Annotated in this window: 15 protein-coding genes; 7 read left to right on the forward strand and 8 right to left on the reverse strand. The window is 72.6% G+C overall.

Annotated elements, in window-relative coordinates; translation table 11 throughout:
• Positions 1 to 2 precede the first annotated feature (2 nt).
• Together AQJ11_RS23200 and AQJ11_RS23205 are read right to left on the reverse strand one after the other, a co-directional pair.
• A complete protein-coding gene (locus tag AQJ11_RS23200) occupies positions 3 to 851 on the reverse strand; it encodes a hypothetical protein (protein WP_059264219.1) in 849 nt (282 codons plus the stop codon).
• A gap of 53 nt (positions 852 to 904) precedes the next feature.
• Positions 905 to 2014: a ferritin-like domain-containing protein gene (locus tag AQJ11_RS23205; protein ID WP_059264220.1), complete on the reverse strand. Its 1110-nt coding sequence runs from the start codon at positions 2012 to 2014 to the stop codon at positions 905 to 907.
• A gap of 123 nt (positions 2015 to 2137) precedes the next feature.
• On the opposite strand from AQJ11_RS23205, the gene AQJ11_RS23210 reads away from it, so the two are divergent.
• The 4 genes from AQJ11_RS23210 to AQJ11_RS23225 all read left to right on the forward strand — a co-directional run bounded on the left by AQJ11_RS23210 (position 2138) and on the right by AQJ11_RS23225 (position 5343).
• The gene (locus AQJ11_RS23210) at positions 2138 to 3076 is read left to right on the forward strand and encodes an AurF N-oxygenase family protein (protein ID WP_014674968.1); all 939 of its coding nucleotides are present in this window, start codon (positions 2138 to 2140) and stop codon (positions 3074 to 3076) included.
• Positions 3077 to 3190: 114 nt separating this feature from the next.
• Positions 3191 to 3841, forward strand: coding sequence for a TetR/AcrR family transcriptional regulator (locus tag AQJ11_RS23215; protein WP_059264221.1), 651 nt, complete (start codon positions 3191 to 3193; stop codon positions 3839 to 3841).
• Positions 3834 to 4154, forward strand: coding sequence for a hypothetical protein (locus AQJ11_RS23220; protein ID WP_208616589.1), 321 nt, complete (start codon positions 3834 to 3836; stop codon positions 4152 to 4154). The genes AQJ11_RS23215 and AQJ11_RS23220 overlap by 8 nt, the downstream gene beginning before the upstream one ends.
• 112 nt (positions 4155 to 4266) lie before the next feature.
• A complete protein-coding gene (locus tag AQJ11_RS23225; RefSeq protein ID WP_059264223.1) occupies positions 4267 to 5343 on the forward strand; it encodes a C40 family peptidase in 1077 nt (358 codons plus the stop codon).
• Here the strand turns inward: AQJ11_RS23225 and AQJ11_RS23230 are convergent.
• The 5 genes from AQJ11_RS23230 to AQJ11_RS23250 are packed head-to-tail and all read right to left on the reverse strand — an operon-like array spanning position 5330 to position 11033.
• Positions 5330 to 6583, reverse strand: coding sequence for a styrene monooxygenase/indole monooxygenase family protein (locus tag AQJ11_RS23230; RefSeq protein WP_014674964.1), 1254 nt, complete (start codon positions 6581 to 6583; stop codon positions 5330 to 5332). The two genes, AQJ11_RS23225 and AQJ11_RS23230, sit on opposite strands and share 14 nt — an antisense overlap.
• Before the next feature lie 41 nt (positions 6584 to 6624).
• On the reverse strand, positions 6625 to 7281 hold the full coding sequence (locus AQJ11_RS23235; protein ID WP_014674963.1) for a GTP-binding protein: 657 nt from the start codon (positions 7279 to 7281) through the stop codon (positions 6625 to 6627).
• Positions 7262 to 7687 (reverse strand): DUF742 domain-containing protein, encoded by a 426-nt coding sequence (locus AQJ11_RS23240; RefSeq protein WP_014674962.1) that lies wholly within the window; start codon positions 7685 to 7687, stop codon positions 7262 to 7264. The genes AQJ11_RS23235 and AQJ11_RS23240 overlap by 20 nt, the downstream gene beginning before the upstream one ends.
• A complete protein-coding gene (locus tag AQJ11_RS23245; protein ID WP_014674961.1) occupies positions 7684 to 8187 on the reverse strand; it encodes a roadblock/LC7 domain-containing protein in 504 nt (167 codons plus the stop codon). Before AQJ11_RS23245 ends, AQJ11_RS23240 begins: the two co-directional genes overlap by 4 nt.
• The gene (locus AQJ11_RS23250) at positions 8184 to 11033 is read right to left on the reverse strand and encodes a sensor histidine kinase (protein ID WP_208616590.1); all 2850 of its coding nucleotides are present in this window, start codon (positions 11031 to 11033) and stop codon (positions 8184 to 8186) included. Before AQJ11_RS23250 ends, AQJ11_RS23245 begins: the two co-directional genes overlap by 4 nt.
• Positions 11034 to 11416: 383 nt before the next feature.
• On the opposite strand from AQJ11_RS23250, the gene AQJ11_RS23255 reads away from it, so the two are divergent.
• A complete protein-coding gene (locus AQJ11_RS23255) occupies positions 11417 to 12205 on the forward strand; it encodes a protein phosphatase 2C domain-containing protein (protein WP_059264224.1) in 789 nt (262 codons plus the stop codon).
• Between the two features lie 326 nt (positions 12206 to 12531).
• Here AQJ11_RS23255 and AQJ11_RS23260 read toward each other — a convergent pair whose 3' ends face one another.
• Positions 12532 to 13023, reverse strand: coding sequence for a MarR family winged helix-turn-helix transcriptional regulator (locus AQJ11_RS23260; protein ID WP_014674958.1), 492 nt, complete (start codon positions 13021 to 13023; stop codon positions 12532 to 12534).
• Positions 13024 to 13265: 242 nt separating this feature from the next.
• Here AQJ11_RS23260 and AQJ11_RS23265 point away from each other — a divergent pair, with 242 nt between their 5' ends.
• Positions 13266 to 14126 carry a lysozyme gene (locus AQJ11_RS23265; RefSeq protein ID WP_059264225.1) on the forward strand — a complete coding sequence of 287 codons (861 nt, stop codon included), beginning with the start codon at positions 13266 to 13268 and terminating at the stop codon, positions 14124 to 14126.
• Between the two features lie 147 nt (positions 14127 to 14273).
• Positions 14274 to 16658 carry a SpoIIE family protein phosphatase gene (locus tag AQJ11_RS23270; protein WP_059264226.1) on the forward strand — a complete coding sequence of 795 codons (2385 nt, stop codon included), beginning with the start codon at positions 14274 to 14276 and terminating at the stop codon, positions 16656 to 16658.
• The last annotated feature ends 29 nt before the right edge of the window (positions 16659 to 16687 follow it).

A 16687-nucleotide genomic window follows, 5' to 3' on the forward strand; every position in this document is an offset into this window, starting at 1 on the left:
GGTCAGCCGATGGGCTTGCGCATCTCCGAGCGGACCGTGAGGGTCTTGCGCGCGAACGCCTCCAGGTCGACGTCCGAGGGGTCCTGGTCCATGGCGGCCGTGGCCACCTCGGCGACCGTGGCCCCGGTGTTGCCGTCGGCCCAGGCGCACACCGGCACGGTGATCTTCGTGCCGAGCTGCTCCTCGGTCATCACCTCGCAGCTGATGGTGACGCCGTCCAGCTCGAATTCCTTCGCCGGTACGGCGATCGTCGCGCTGTCGCCCTCGCCGGCGCCCTTCATCATGTTCGTGCGGGCCTCTTCGGCGTTCTTGAACCGGCCGTACATGCCGGACACCACCAGGGTGCCCTTGGTCTCGTCGCCGCCGGGGCTGTAGGTGCCGACCACGCCGTGGATGTCCTTGGCGTCCCAGGCCCCGTCGGCCTCCTCACTGATCTTCTTGCCCTCGGACCCGGAGAGGTCGTCGACGAGTGCGTACGTCCCGTCGAGCAGCTTGCCGGGCAGGGTCAGCTTGTGCTCGGCCGCGGGGAAACCGCTCTCGGCCACCATCCCGAGCGCGAGGAGCAGCACCACGACGGCCGCGACGACACCGCCCACGATGCCGAGCACCAGACCGATCCGCCGCTTCTTCGGGGGCGGGGCCATCGGCGGCACGCCCCAGCCGGGGTAGGGCTGCTGCTGCGGGTAGGGCTGCTGGGCCGGGTACGGCTGCTGCTGCGGGTAGGGCTGCTGTGGATACGGGGAGCCGTACGGGCCGGGGGCCTGCGGCGGCTGCCCGCCGTACGGCCCCGGCTGCTGCGGGGGCTGCTGGCCGTAGGGGCCGGGATTCTGCGGCGGTGGAGGCATGGACACGCCAGCACGCTACTGCACCCGGGTGACGGACCGGCACCGCGTGCCGCGTCCGGTCAGTCCTCCGCCGCCCCCGACTCGATCGCCGTCTCCACCTCGGCCACCCGTTCCCGCTCCTCGGCGGCGAAGCGCTCGGCGTCCAGCCGCTCGGCCAGCTCCTCGTCCTGGGCCATCAGCAGGTCCAGGTCGGAGTCGCCCAGCTCCAGCACGCCCATGTCCACATAGGCCCGCTGGAGCCGCTCGCCCCACAGGCCGATGTCCTTGACGCACGGGACGATGCGGCTGAACAGCAGCTTCCGGAAGAGCCGGAGGAACTCGGACCGCTCGCTCAGCGCCTCCGCCTCGGCCTTGGGGATGCCGAAGTTCTCCAGCACCTCCACCCCGCGCAGCCGGTCGCGCATCAGGTAGCAGCCCTCGATGACGAACTCCTCGCGCTCGCGCAGTTCGGCGTCGGTGAGCTGCCGGTAGTAGTCGCGCAGCGCCATCCGGCCGAAGGCCACGTGCCGGGCCTCGTCCTGCATGACGTACGTGAGGATCTGCTTGGGCAGCGGCTTGTCCGTGGTGTCCCGGATCATGCCGAAGGCGGCCAGCGCCAGGCCCTCGATGAGCACCTGCATGCCGAGGTAGGGCATGTCCCAGCGGCTGTCGCGCAGGGTGTCGCCGAGCAGCGACTGGAGGTTGTCGTTGATCGGGTAGACGAGGCCCATCTTCTCGTGCAGGAACCGGCCGTAGATCTCGGCGTGCCGGGCCTCGTCCATGGTCTGGGTGGCGGAGTAGAACTTGGCGTCCAGGTCGGGCACCGACTCCACGATCCGCGCCGCGCAGATCATCGCGCCCTGCTCGCCGTGCAGGAACTGGCTGAACTGCCAGGAGGCGTAGTGCCGGCGCAGCTCGCCCTTGTCCCTTCGCGAGAGCTTGTCCCAGTACGGGGTGCCGTACAGGGACATCGCCTCGTCGGGCGTGCCGAGGGCGTCGTACGGGTCGACCTCCAGGTCCCAGTCGATCCGCGTCCGCCCGTCCCACTGCTTGTCCTTGCCCTTCTGGTACAGGGCGAGGAGGCGGTCGCGGCCGTCGGCGTACTCCCAGCTGAACCGGGCCGCGCCGGCGGCGGGGACCTGCCAGGGGGAGTCTCCCGGCTCGTTGGCGTAGAGCTCATGGGTCGGCATACCCCGCAGGCTCACACGTAGACGCCGGGTCAACAAGTCATGCGCCAGGGATTGACGAGCTTGCTGACAGGCAGTCTTATAAGAGGCAGGACGACTACCCCCGGGTAACGAGGTGAGGGAGCCATGACGACCCTGACGGAAGCGGACGCGCTGGACGGGCTGCGCGACGCGCTCGGCCTGCTCAAGGACCGGGAACAGGTGGCCGAACGGCTGCTCGTCTCTTCCGCCAAGCACTCCTTCGACCCGGACGAGGAGCTGGACTGGGACGCGCCCTTCGAGGAGGGCAAGTGGTTCTGGCCGCCGGAGCTGGTGTCGCTGTACGACACGCCGATGTGGAAGCGGATGAGCGAGGAACAGCGCATCCTGCTCTCCCGGCACGAGGCCGCCGCGCTGGCCTCGCTCGGCATCTGGTTCGAGATCATCCTCATGCAGTTGCTCGTCCGGCACATCTACGACAAGGCGGCGACGAGCGCGCACGTGCGGTATGCCCTCACCGAGATCGAGGACGAGTGCCGGCACTCGAAGATGTTCGCCCGGCTCATCTCGCACGGCGGCACGCCCTGGTACCCGGTGAGCCGCGCCCACCAGAACCTCGGCCGCCTGTTCAAGACGATCTCCACCACCCCCGGTTCCTTCACCGCCACGCTGCTCGGCGAGGAGGTGCTGGACTGGATGCAGCGGCTGACGTTCCCCGACGAGCGGGTGCAGCCGCTGATCCGGGGTGTCACGCGGATCCACGTGGTGGAGGAGGCCCGGCACGTCCGGTACGCCCGTGAGGAGCTGCGGCGCCAGATGGTGACCGCGCCGAAGTGGTCCCAGGAGTTCACCCGGGTCACGTCGGGCGAGTTCGCCCGCGTCTTCTCGGTCGCCTTCGTCAACCCGGAGGTCTACACCAACGTCGGCCTGGACAAGCGGGAGGCGATGGCGCAGGTGAAGGCCAGTGCGCACCGGCGGGAGGTCATGCAGACGGGCGCGAAGCGGCTGACGGACTTCCTGGACGACATCGGGGTGCTGCGGGGTGTGGGGCGGCGCTTGTGGAGGTCCTCCGGCCTCCTGGCCTAGCGAGCCGCGCCGGCCGAAGGGGCGCGGGGGTGTGCCGATGTGCGGCTACGGGCAGCCACTGCCGGCCGGCAGGTGGAAGACGGCCGGAGCCGCGCGGCGATTAGGCTGCGGGGCATGACCCCGTCGGCCACCCCCGCATACCGTCGGCTCAGCGTCGAGGAGCGGCGAAGTCAGCTTCTGGACGCCGCCCTCGGCCTCTTCGCGCACCGCGCGCCCGAGGACGTCTCCCTGGACGACGTGGCGGAGGCGGCCGGGGTGTCGCGCCCGCTGGTGTACCGGTACTTCCCCGGCGGCAAGCAGCAGCTCTACGAGGCCGCGCTGCGCTCCGCCGCCGAGGAGTTGCGGCAGTGCTTCGACGAGCCCCGCGAGGGGCCCCTGCTGCCCCGGCTGTCCCGCGCCCTGGACCGCTACCTGGCCTTCGTGGACGAGCACGACACCGGCTTCAGCGCGCTGCTCCAGGGCGGCAGCGTGGTGGAGACCTCCCGCACGACCGCCATCGTGGACGGGGTGCGCCGGTCCGCCGCCGAGCACATCCACCAGCACCTCGGCGTCACCGACCCGGGCCCCCGGCTGCGCATGACCGTCCGGATGTGGATCACGGCCGTGGAGGCGGCCTCCCTGATCTGGCTGGACGAGGACAAGCAGCCCCCGGTGGAGGAGCTGCGCGACTGGCTGGTGGAGCAGTTCCTGGCCGTCCTCACGGTCACCGCGGGCCGGGACCCGCAGACGGCCGCGCTGGTCACCGCGCTGTCGGCGGATGGCTGAGACTGGACCCGTGAAGAGCCAGGACACCCCCTTCGAGGGCGGCCCCATGGACGGGCGCGTGCTGCCCGTCCTGGTCGGCCCCACCGGGCACCCCCCGAAGACGTACCGCATCCCCGTCCCGGACCCCGGGGGCGGCCCGCCCACGGTGCTGGTCTACCGCCGCGTGCCCCGCGGGCACAGCAGGCGGCTGGGGCTGATCCAGGGGTGGAAGTACCGGTACGACCCGGACGACAGGTCGGGCGGGAAGCTCCGCTGGCCCTGGTCCAGGCCGGACGCCACGCCGTCCGGCAAGCCGGACGACGCGAACGAGTGAAACCGCTGCGCCGAACCGCGCACACTGCGTACCCAGCCGGCACCGACACGTCTGATTATCGGGTTGCGCCGGGAAGTGGAGATTCCGCTTCCCGCGCAGCGGAGGTGATGACGTGTCAGGAAGGCTTCTGCGTCTGGCCTGCACGACGGCGGTGGCGGCCCAGGCCGTCCTCGTGCCCGTGCCCGCCGCGGCCACCCCGGAGCCCCAGCGGTCCGTGGCCGAACTGCTGACGGACCTTCAGCGGCTCTACCGGCAGACCGAGCAGGCCACCGAGACCTACAACGCCACGACCGTGGAGCTTCAGCGGCAGCGCGCCGAGGTGGCCCGGCTCGACGGCGAACTCGCCGGCGCCCGGCTCGTCCTGCGGGACAGCCGGACCGAGGCCGGGCGCCTGGCCCGGCAGCAGTACCAGAGCAGCGGCGGCCTCGGACCGTACGTGCGCGTGCTCCTCGCGCCCGACCCGCAGCACGCGCTGGACGAGGGCCACGTCCTCGGCGAGCTGGCACGCCAACGGGCCCGTACGGTGGCCCGGCTCACCGCCGCGGAGCAGCGCAAGGACACGCTGGCCCGCGCGGCCCGCAAGGCCCTGGACACCCAGCTCGGCCTGGCCGCCCGGCAGAAGCGGCAGCGCGACGACGTCCAGGGCAAACTCGCCGACGTGGAACGCCTGCTGGCCGGTCTCACCCCGGCCCAGCTCGCGGCCGTGGCCCGGCTGGAACAGCAGGGGGTCACCGCGGCCCAGCAGCGCCTGACCACCGCGGGCGCCCTGCCCGCCGACCGCCCGGCCACCCCGGCCGGCGACCGTGCCGTCCGCTACGCCATGGACCAGGTCGGCAAGCCGTACCAGTGGGGCGCGCAGGGCCCCGACGCGTACGACTGCTCGGGCCTGACCTCACAGGCCTGGTCCCACGCGGGCACACCGATCCCGCGCACCAGCCAGGAGCAGTGGGACCGGCTGCGCAGGGTCCCGCTGAACCAGCTCCGGCCGGGCGACCTGGTGGTGTACTTCCCGGAGGCGACGCACGTGGCGATGTACGTGGGCGGCGGGAAGGTCGTACAGGCGCCCAGACCGGGTGAGAAGGTCACGGTGTCACCGATCGCCAGCTATCCGGTCCTGGGCGCCGTACGTCCCGGTACGGACGGACGCGGCCAGCCCCCGCAGGGGGGCGAACCCGTCAGGCCCCGGTGACCGAGGCCAGGTAGGCGGACGTCTTCTCGGGGTCGTAGAAGAAGTTCTCGAAGTCGGCCGGATCGTTGAATCCGTTGGCGAATCGATCCGCCACGGGCTGCAACTGCCCGGCCGCGCCGATGAGGTTCAAGATGTGCTCCGGCGGCGGCGCCAGCATCGCGTTCGTCCACTTGGTGACGTGCTGCGCGGTGGCCCAGTACCGGTCGAACGTCTGCCGCATCCACTCCTCGTCGAACGGCTTGTCACCGTGCTCCAGGATCGACGCGAGGTACGCTGCGGCGCACTTGGCCGCCGAGTTGGACCCCTGGCCGGTGATCGGGTCGTTGGCGACGACCACGTCGGCCACGCCCAGCACCAGCCCGCCCGAGGGCAGCCGGCCGATGGGGTTGCGGACGGTCGGGGCGTAGCGGCCGGACAGGGTGCCGCCCGCGTCCGTGAGCTCGACCTTCGTGGCCCGCGCGTACTCCCAGGGCGTGAACCGCTCCATGAGTTCCAGGGTCAGGGAGAGGTGCTCCGCCGGGTCCTTGACGCCCTGGAAGACGTCGAGCGGACCGCCGGGTATGCCCTCCCAGAACAGGATGTCGGCGCGGCCGGACGTGGTGAACGTCGGCATGACGAACAGCTCGCCGACCCCGGGGACCAGGTTGCAGCGGACCGCGTCGAACTCCGGGTGCTCCGGGCGCGGACCGAGCCCGTGGACGTACGCCACCGCCAGCGCCCGCTGCGGCTCGCTGTACGGGGAGCGCTGCGGGTCGCGGGCGAACATCGAGACCAGCTCGCCCTTGCCGGCCGCGACCAGGACGAGGTCGTAGGCGCGGGAGAAGTAGTCCAGGTCGCCCACCGCCGCGCCGTGGATGACCAGCTGGCCGCCGCGCTGGGCGAACGTCTCCATCCAGCCGGCCATCTTCACCCGCTGGTCCACCGACTGCGCGTACCCGTCGAGCCTGCCCACCCAGTCGATCGCCCGCTGGGTCGGGCCCGGGTCGTGCGAGCCGGGCGCGGCGACCGAGACACCGAGTCCTTGGATCTTCGGGGCCTGGGACTCCCAGAAGTTCAGCTGGAGATCGCGCTCGTGCTGGAGAGCGGTGTCGAACATGCACTGCGTCGACATGACCCGGCCGGAGCGGATCTCGTCCGCGGTCCGGTTCGACATCAGGGTGACCTCGTAGCCGTGCGACTGAAGGCCGAGGGCGAGCTGGAGGCCGGACTGGCCGGCCCCGACGACGAGTATCTTCCGCATGCGGGTGGTGCCTCCTACGGGATGAGGACGAGGGGTGAGGACTACTCCGGGGTTTCGTCCAGCGCGTGGCCCACCAGGGCCAGGAGGACCTCGATCGCCGAGATCCGCCGCCGCGCGTCCATGATCATGACAGGAATGTGCGCCGGTATCGTCAGCGCCTCCCGCACGTCCTCCGGTTCGAACCTCTCGCTGCCGTCGAAGTGGTTGACCGCGACGACGTACGGCAGTCCGCAGCTCTCGAAGTAGTCCAGGGCCGGGAAGCAGTCCTTCAGCCGACGGGTGTCGGCCATGACGACGGCGCCGATCGCGCCGCGCACCAGGTCGTCCCACATGAACCAGAACCGCTGCTGGCCCGGCGTACCGAACAGGTAGAGCACCAGGTCGTCGTCGAGCGTGATGCGGCCGAAGTCCATGGCCACGGTGGTGGTGAGCTTGTCCGGCGTGGCCGACAGGTCGTCGGTGCCCTCGCTGGCCTCGGTCATCAGCGCCTCGGTCTGGAGGGGCGTGATCTCCGAGACGGAGGTGACGAGCGTGGTCTTGCCGACGCCGAAGCCGCCCGCCACCACGATCTTCGTCGCGATGGGGGCGCGCGTCCGGTCCGTCTGCCAGGACTTCAGGTCCTCGTCCGGTTCGGTGAACCCGGCGACGAGCGGGGTGCCCCCGAAGGAGGCGGTGGCGTCAGAGACGGCGGAGTCCACTCAGCACCCTTTCCAGCAGAGCGCGGTCCGGGCGGCCGGTGCCGTGACCGGTTCCGGTGCCGTACACACGGATCTTTCCCTGGTCCGCGAGATCGCTCAGGAGCACGCGGACCACGCCGAGCGGCATCTTCAGCAGCGCGGCGATCTCGGCCACCGTGCGCATACGGCGGCACAGTTCGACGATGGCCCGCATCTCCGGCATGACCCGGGTGGTGAGCGAACCGTTCGTCAGTTCCTTGCGCTCCTCGGGGGCCTCCAGCGCCGCCACGAACGTCTCCACGAGGAGGACGTGGCCGAAGCGGGTACGGCCGCCGGTGAGCGAGTAGGGGCGGACGCGGGCGGGTTTGCGCTCTCCGCCGCGGACCGGGAGCTGTGTCTTGCCCGGTTTCTCCGGGGTGCCGGTCATCGGTCGCTCCCCGTCGACTCGGCTTCCAGGTTCTTGCGTAGTTCGCTGCGGAGCTCGGGCGTCAGGACGTGGCCGGCGCGGCCGACGAAGAGCGCCATGTGGTACGCCACGACGCTCATGTCGCACTCGGCGGAGCCGTGCACGCCGAGCAGCGAGCCGTCGCTGATCGACATCACGAACAGACTGCCCTCCTCCATCGCGACCATCGTGTGCTTGACCCCGCCGAACTCCATCAGCTTGGCGGCGCCGACGGTGAGGCTGCCGATGCCGGAGACGATGGTGGCGAGGTCGGCGGCGGAGCCCCGGGGGCCGGTCCGCTTGCTGTCGCGGGACTGGCGGGCCTCCTCCGTGTGACCCGGGTCGGACGACAGCAGGAGCAGCCCGTCGGAGGAGACCACGGCGACGGACTGGATGCCGGGTACTTCCTCGACCAGGTTGGTCAGCAGCCAGTGCAGGTTGCGGGCTTCACTGCTCAGTCCGTAGGTAGTGGGCGCGGTCAACTGCTTGCCTCCTCGGCTGTGCCCCCCGTGGCTTCTTCGGCGTGTGCGTGGCTGGTCGGCCGCCGGTTGTTGGCCGTCTGCTCGGCGATCTCCGCCGCTACGTCGCGGTAGCCGGCCTGGGCGCCGGTGCGGAAACCGCCGAGCCTGCGGCGCAGGGCTTCGGCGTCGACGCTGGAGCTGCGCTGGCGGGGCGGGGTGGTGGGGGCGGTGATCTTCGGTGTGCGCTTGGGGAGCCCCTTGCTGGTGAGCCGCTCCTCCTCCTCGGCTTCGCGGGTCGCCTGCGGCGCTTCGCCGGGTGCGTGCGCCTCGGCTGCGTCTTCGGCGTCCGCGTTCCCACCGGCACCACCCGTGCGGGTCTCGTCGTCGGGTGCGGGGGACTCCTGCCGGGTGTGCTCGCCGTCGGCGGCCCGCGGGTCGTCGAGGCGGCCGGTCACCGGGTTCGCGGGCTCCGCCGGTGCGTTCGGGAGCAGCAGCTCCATCGTCGTCTCGGCGTACGTCTCCGCCGGGGCCTTCGGGCGGGTCTCCGTGTCCTGGGCGGGCTGGGCGGCCTGCTCGTGGGCCTCCGCCGGCGCCTCCCGCCCGGACTCCTGCGGTGCCTTGGCGGAGGCCTCCCGTACGGCCTGTTCCGCCAGGGTGACCAGGGGGTCCTGGTGCTTGGCGCGGGTGGGCAGGACGTTGGAGTTGGCCTCGGCGTCGGCGCCGGGGAGGGTGAAGGTGCCCGTGGCGCCGGGGGCGGTGCTCTGCGGCGGGAGCGCCGTGGGGGCGGCCTCGACCAGCACGGAGGCCGGGAGGACCACCACCGCCGCGATGCCGCCCTGCTTCTGCTCGCGCAGCTGGACGCGGACGCCGTGCCGGTGGGCGAGGCGCGCGACGACGTACAGGCCGAGGCCGAGGCCCTCCTCGCCCTCCTGGTCGTAGAGGGACTCGGGGTCGAAGTCGCCGAGGCGGCCGTTGAGGACGTCCAGGCGCTCGGCGGTCATGCCGATGCCCTCGTCCTGGACCGACAGCATGACCTCGCCCGACTCCAGGAGCCAGCCGGAGACCTCGACGGGCAGGTCCGGCGGGGAGAACGAGGTGGCGTTCTCCATGAGTTCGGCCAGCAGGTGGGAGAGGTCGTCGGCGGCGAAGCCCGCGACGTGCGCGTGCGGCGGGAGGGCCGCGATGCGGACGCGCTCGTAGCGCTCGATCTCGCTGACCGCCGCCCGGACCACGTCGACCAGCGGCACCGGGCCCGGATGCTGCTGGACGTGCTCGGTGCCGGCGAGGACCAGGAGGTTCTCGCTGTGCCGGCGCATGACCGTGGCGAAGTGGTCCAGCTTGAACAGGGTGGCGAGGCGGTCGGGGTCCTGCTCGCGGTCCTCCAGGCCCTCGATGACCGCGAGCTGGCGTTCGACCAGGCCCAGGGTGCGCAGGGCCAGGTTGACGAAGGTGGAGCCGATGCTGGTGCGCAGCCGCTCCAGCTGGGCGGTGGACTCGGCGAGCTCGGCGCGCAGTTCCTCGCGGGCGTCGGCCATCTTCTGGCGCTGGCCCACCAGGTGCTTGCGGTCGGTCTCCAGGGTGGCGACCCGCTCGTGCAGCGCCACGGCGTGCGCGTGCAGGGCGTTGACCGAGCGGACCACCTGGGCGAACTCGTCGTTGCGGCCCGTGAAGGCGATCGGCTCCTGGGCCGTCGGGTCCTCGGACCCGGCGAGGCGGGCCGAGCCGCGGCGCAGGACCGACAGCGGGCGGGTCAGGGAGCGGGCCATGGCCGTGGCGACGCCGACCGCGACCAGCATCAGCACGCCGAGGACGGCGACGCGGATCTCCAGGGCGGTGACGTCGTCGTCCCGGAGCTTGGCGAGGTCCTTGGTGCGGTGGTCGTAGAGCGCCGACTCCGCGCCGCGCATCAGGTCGACACGGGCGGACAGGGCCGCGTCCAGCTTCTTGGTGCTGGTCGTCAGCTCGCTGTCGGCGAGAGTGGGCTGGTCGGTGAGCGAGGCGAGGTACTTGTCGGCCGAGTTGACCTCGGGGCCGGTGACCGTGGAGTCGTAGGAGTCCACGGCCGCCTTCGGCGCGGTCTCGCGGAAGTCGGCGAGGGCCGCGTCGGCGCGCAGCCGGGCCTGCTGGGCGGCGGCGGTGAGCGCGTCGCGCTGTTTGCGGTCCGCTTCGGTGCTGGTGGCGGTCGTGGTGGGCAGACCGGTGGTGGGGTCGATCACCGTCTGGGTGCTGGACGGGATGTTCAGCGCGGCCAGCAGCAGGCCGCGGGCGGCGGCGGACTGCTGGACGGCCGAGTCCAGTTCGGCGAGCGCGTGGCCGCCGGAGCCGGCCCGCGGGGGCATCTGCTCGGCCAGCTGCTCGGCGAGCCGGTGCAGCGCGGTGATCGTCGCCGAGTACGCCTGGTGGGTCTGGAGGGCGCTGGTCTTGCCGGTGAGGGCGCTCCGGCGGAGCGCGTCGATGCCGTCGAGGGCGGTGCGCAGGCTCGCCGGGGTGCCGGTGTCGGCGCGCAGCTCCTCGACCTGCCGGTCCACCCGGGCGCTGCGGTCCTCGGAGGGCGCCTTGTCCTTGGGGCGGCCGGCCGCGACGTAGGAGGTGACCTCGTCGCGTTCGTCGGCGAGGGAGTGGGCGAGGGTGAGCGCGTCCTGGGTGCGGGTGGCCAGCGTCACCAGGTCCTGGGAGTCGCTCACGTCCTGGGAGGCGCCGAGCAGTGCGGGTGCCCCGGCCCCCGCGACGGCGGCGGCCACCACGGCGACGGCGACGATCAGCCGGGAGCGCACATGGGTGGGGCGACCGGTGCCCACGGGGGTCTGGGGGACGGTCCCCTCGGGGGCCGTCTGCCTGCCTGTGCGCCGAGGCCGCTTCTTCTGCACCGGTGCTCGCATTCCTGAACTCGTCTACCCAGGGGCCCGGGTGGTGCCCCGTCAGCTCGTGCCAAGTGGTGCGTACACCCGGTTCGTACGGTCCCCGACCCTCCCAGCGCCGGTGGGCAGTGGTCGCGCATCACCTGACCCGCCACCCGAAGGAGTGAACATCGGAGGGGAGTTGGCGGGCAAGTTCCACTGGCGCGTGCGACGCTCTTGCGCGGTGGGCCGGTTGGACGCACGCGGCAGGCTTTGGCAGTATTCGCCGCCACGCCTTCCCGGAGTGGATCATTCTCGCCCAAAACAGGCACCTGACCTGCGGGGTCGTGAGAATTCACCGACTGGTGCCAGCCTTTGGCACACCTTGTGAAGAGCTCGTGCAGACTGGCTGGATGCGCACTGATCTCGTTTCGGAACCCGGCGACGCGTCCCGCCCCAACGAGGACTTCGCCGGTGTCGGACTACCCGCCTCCGGACAGGGAGGTTGCGTGATCGTCCTGGACGGAGTGACTCCGCCCAGCGGCGGCACGGGGTGTCTGCATTCCGTCCCCTGGTTCACCGCGCGGCTGGGCGGTGCGCTGACCGAACTGACCGTTTCCGGCCGAGATCTGACGCTCTCGGAGATTCTCGCGCGGGCGATCCGGCGCACCGCGGACACCCACGCGGACACCTGTGAGCTTTCTCACCCGCGAACCCCTCAGGCAACCGTCGCCCTGACCCGCTGGTCCGCCACCGAGGTCGAGTACCTGGTGCTGTCCGATGCCGTGCTGCTGCTGCGGGGACCCGACGGCACGGTCACCCCGGTGCTGGACGACCGGCTGGCCCGGCTGCCCCGCTCCGCGCTCGCCACGGACGCGCTGGTCGACGCGAACCTGCGCAACAAGGAGGGCGGCTTCTTCACCGCCGCGGCCGACCCCGCCGTGGCCGCCCGGGCGGTCACGGGCACCCTGCCCCGGCAGGAGGTCCGGTCACTGGCGGCGCTGACGGACGGCGCGACCCGCTGGACGGAGACGTTCCGCGAGGGTGACTGGACGGCCCTGTTCGACCTGGTCGCCAAGGAGGGCGCCCGGTCGCTGGTGGAGCGGGTACGGGAGCTGGAGACGGCGGACCGGGAGGAGCGGGCGTTCCTGGGACGCGGCAAGACGCACGACGACGCGACGGTGGTGTACGTGGAGCTGTGACGGCGGTGCGGGACGCGGGGGCGGGGGCTGGTGCCGGGGCCCGAGGGGCGCCGGGGGCGGGGCGACGGGGCCGGGGCTGATGCCGGGGCCGGGTTCAGTGCCGGTGCCGGGTTCAGTGCCGGTGCCGGCTGTACGCCGGGGCTGGACTGCACGCCGAGTCCGGGCCGTTTCGCCAGCCGGGGTGTTCCGCCGCACCGGGCCGCACACCCGGACCAAGCCATTTCGCCGCGCCGGGCTGTTCCGCCGTACCGAGCCGTTCCGCCGTACCGGACCGCACACCGAAGCCGGGCTGATTCGGTGGGCCGGGCCGCCGCGGCGGTGCGGTGTCATTTCGCCATGACCCCGTTCAGCTCGTGCAGCAGCCGGGCCAGTTCGGCGACCTCGCGGCGGTCCCAGTGGGCGAGCTGGCGGACGTAGCGGGCGCGGCGGGCCTCGCGGACCGTGCCGACGCGGCGGCTGCCCTCGTCGGTGAGGGTGACGAGCCAGGCGCGGCCGTCGGCCGGGTCGGGCTCGCGGGCGATCAGGCCCAGGTCCTCCAGGGCCCGTAGCTGGCGGGACATGGTGGCCTTGCCGACCCCGATGTAGGCGGCGAGTTCCGTGGCCCGCTGGCCGCCCAGTTCGTCCAGCCGGATGAGCAGGCCGTACGCGGAGGACTCCAGGTCGGGGTGGACCTCCCGGGCCATCTCGCCCTGGTTGGACCGGGCGCGCCGGAGCAGCACGGTCAACTCCCGCTCCAGCGCCAGGAACTCCTGGTCTGCACCACTGGGCGTCATCTCGCCGACGGCGCCGTGCGCGCCGCCGTTTCCGTCCTCGTGCACGTCAGCACCCCTGCTCGGTTTCGCGGTCCTGAAAGTTTCCGTCAAAAGTCGTCATTGCCGCAGCTCTGCCAGTATTTCGCAGGCGTAGACCAACGGCGTCGCCCGGACCCCCTTCCCACGCCCTCATCTACGTGCGTAGCTTCTCTACCACGTCGTTAATGGCATGCCCACGCCAGTGGGCCGACGGTCGGTGTCGCAGTCCCCACGTCACTCCCCCCCACTCCACTCCCCGGAGGCACGTCATGCCCGTGCTCAGACCCGGCTCCACCCGCTCCGTCCGCTCCCCCCGCTCCCCCCTGTCGTTCCGCCCGCGCCCCCTCGCCGTTCTCCTCACGGCCCTGCTCGCGGCGCTCTCCCTCACGCTTCCGCTCACCTCCGCCCAGGCCGCGAGCACGCCCAGCCGCGGCTCCGCCTACATGGGCATGGGCGTCCTCGCCCACGACGGCCAGGACGGCACGCCCAGCACCGGTGACGCCACCCAGACCGAGGGCGTGGACGTCTCCGGCTACCAGGGCAACGTCGCCTGGTCGACGCTGTGGAGCAGCGGGGTCCGGTGGGCCTACACGAAGGCCACGGAAGGCACGTACTACACCAACCCGTACTTCGCCCAGCAGTACAACGGCTCCTACAACGTCGGCATGATCCGCGGCTCGTACCACTTCGCCACCCCGGACACCACCAGCGGCGCCACCCAGGCCAACTACTTCGTGGACCACGGCGGCGGCTGGTCCCGGGACGGCAAGACGCTGCCCGGCGCCCTCGACATCGAGTGGAACCCGTACGGCGCCGCCTGCTACGGCAAGACCGCGAGCCAGATGGTGAGCTGGATCGCCGACTTCATCAACACCTACAAGGCCCGCACCAGCCGCTACCCGGTCATCTACACCGCCACCAGCTGGTGGACCCAGTGCACCGGCAACTACGGCGGCTTCGCCGTGAACAACCCGCTTTGGATCGCCCGCTACGCCTCCGACCCGGGGACGCTGCCGGCGGGGTGGTCGTACTACACGATGTGGCAGTACACCTCCTCCGGCCCGACGGTCGGCGACCACGACAAGTTCAACGGCGCCCTGGACCGGGTGCAGGCCCTGGCCCTCGGCTGACAGCCGGCGCCTGACGGCCGACGGCTCCGCGGTGGCCCCTGCCGGACGGCGGGGGCCACCGTGTGCGCCGCCTTGCGTTGGTGCTCCGCGCCGCCCGGGATCAAGCTGGACAGGAGAGCCTGCCGAGCAAGGGCGAGATGAGCGGCGATGGAGCGACAGTCGACGTACACGGCCACGGCCACCATCGATGAGCAGGGCGTCCTCACCGGCTGGAGCGAGGGGGCGCGGCGGTTGCTCGGCTACGACTCCCCGGCGGTGGTCGGCCGGCCCGCCACCGCGCTGCTCGCCGCCGATGGCGCGGCGGTCCGGCGGGCACTGGCCGGCCGGACCCGCTGGAACGGCACCGTCCCACTGCGCCACCAGGACGGCAGCCTCCTGGAACTGGGCGTGCTCGCCCACCGCCGGACCTCCCGCACCGGCGCCACCGACTGGCTCGTGGTGAGCGCGGTGACGGCCCGGACCCAGCCGCCGCGCGGCGAACCGCTGGAGGAGTGGACGTTCCTCCAGTCCCCCTTTCCGCTGGCCATCTTCGACGCGGACCTGCGCCTGGTGCGCGCCAACCGGCGGATGGAACACGCCCTCGCCCTGCCCGAGGCGGCGATCCGCGGACTGCGCCTCACCCACATCGCGCCGGGGGCCGCGAGCGAGGAGGCCGTCCGGTCGATGCGGCGGGCGCTGGAGCGCGGCCGGCCGCAGGAGGCGCGCGGCAGGCTCGGCCCGGACCTCGGCCAGGCCGTCGTCCTCACCCCACTGAAGGACGCCGACGGGCAGGTGCGGGCCGTCTGCCTGTCCGTGCCGGAGCCGGCCCGGGAAACCGCCGGCGGGGCTCGCCCCTCGGGCGGGTCCGCCGCGTCCGTGGGCACGGCGGCGGACCAGGCCCGCGCCGCGCAGGAACTCGGCGAGGTCACGGTCCCCCGGCTGGCCGACCTCATGGCGGTGGACCTGCTGGACTCCCCGTGGACCACCGCCGAGGCCGCCGCCCGGCCGCCGGAGCAGGTGGTCCTGCGCCGCGCCGCCCTGCGCGCGGTCCCGGCGGGCGGCGGGCCCGGCCACGGCGGCGGCGCGGGAACCGGTGTGGGTGCCGGTGTCGGTGAGGTGATCGCCTGCCCGGCGGACTCGCCGCCCACCCGGTGTCTGACGGCGGCCCGCCCGATGCTGTACGACATGGCGGACCCGGCCGTGGCCGAGTGGGTGGCGCTGGACCCGGGCGCCTCGTGGCTGCGCACGTCCGGGACGCGCTCCCTGCTGGCGGTCCCGCTGCTCGCCCAGGGCAGCACGCTCGGCGTCGCCCTGTTCGGCCGGCACGGGGGGCGGGGGCCCTTCGGACCGGAGGACCTGCGGCTCGCGGAGGAGTTCACCGCCAAGGCGGCCACCGGCATGGAACAGGCCCGCGGCTGCCCCCGGCCCCGCACCACCACCGCGGCCCCGCAACGCGGCCTGCTCCCGCACACGGTGCCCGACCAGGCGGCCCTGGAGATCGCCACCCGCTATCTGCCGGCCGCGGCCCGGGCCGGCGTGGGCGGCGACTGGTTCGACGTGATCCCGCTGTCCGGGGCGCGGGTGGCGCTCGTCGTGGGTGACGTGGTGGGCCACGGCATCCGGGCTTCGGCCACCATGGGCCGGCTGCGCACGGCAGTACGCACCCTCGCCGACGTCGATCTGCCCGCCGACGAGCTGCTCACCCACCTGGACGACCTGGTGCTGCGGCTGGCCGCCGACGAGGGCAGCGCGGACCCAGGCGCCGACACCGCCGGCGGCATCGGCACCACCTGTCTGTACGCCGTCTACGACCCGGTCTCGCGCCGCTGCTCCGTGGCCCGGGCCGGGCATCCGCCGCCCGCCGTGGTGGCCCCGGACGGCACCGTCCGCTTCCTCGACGTGCCCGCGGGGCCGCCGCTCGGGCTCGGCGGACTGCCCTTCGAGGCGATGGAGACGCACCTGCCCGAGGGCAGCCTGCTCGTGCTCTACACCGACGGGCTGCTTCAGGCCCGCGACCACGACATCGACGAGGCGCTGGACAAGATGTTCATCGCGCTCGGCCGTCCCGCGCAGTCGCCGGAGTCGGTGTGCGACCGGGTCCTCGGCGACCTGCTCAGCCACCGCCCCGACGACGACATCGCCCTCCTGGTGGCCCGCACCCGGGCCCTGCACGAGGACCTGGTCGCCTCCTGGGAGCTGGCCGACGAGCCCACCGTCGTCTCCCTGGCCCGCCGGTACACCACCGGCCAACTGTCCGCGTGGGGCCTGGACGAGGCCGCGTTCACCACCGAGCTGATGGTCAGCGAGCTGGTCACCAACGCCATCCGCTACGGCCGCCCGCCCATCCGGCTCCGGCTGATCCGTCAGGGCAGGACCCTGATCAGCGAGGTCTACGACGCCAGCGACACCGCCCCGCACATGCGCCGGGCCCGGATCTTCGACGAGGGCGGCCGGGGCCTGCTGCTGGTCGCCCAGCTCGCCGACCGCTGGGGGACCCGGCACGACCGGATCGGCAAGACGGTGTGGGCGGAGCAGTCGCTGACCGCGCTCTGACACGCGGGGCGCCCGTGCGGCCCCGCCGC

Origin of the sequence: Streptomyces corchorusii, assembly GCF_001514055.1 — a bacterium.
Taxonomy (GTDB): domain Bacteria; phylum Actinomycetota; class Actinomycetes; order Streptomycetales; family Streptomycetaceae; genus Streptomyces; species Streptomyces olivaceoviridis.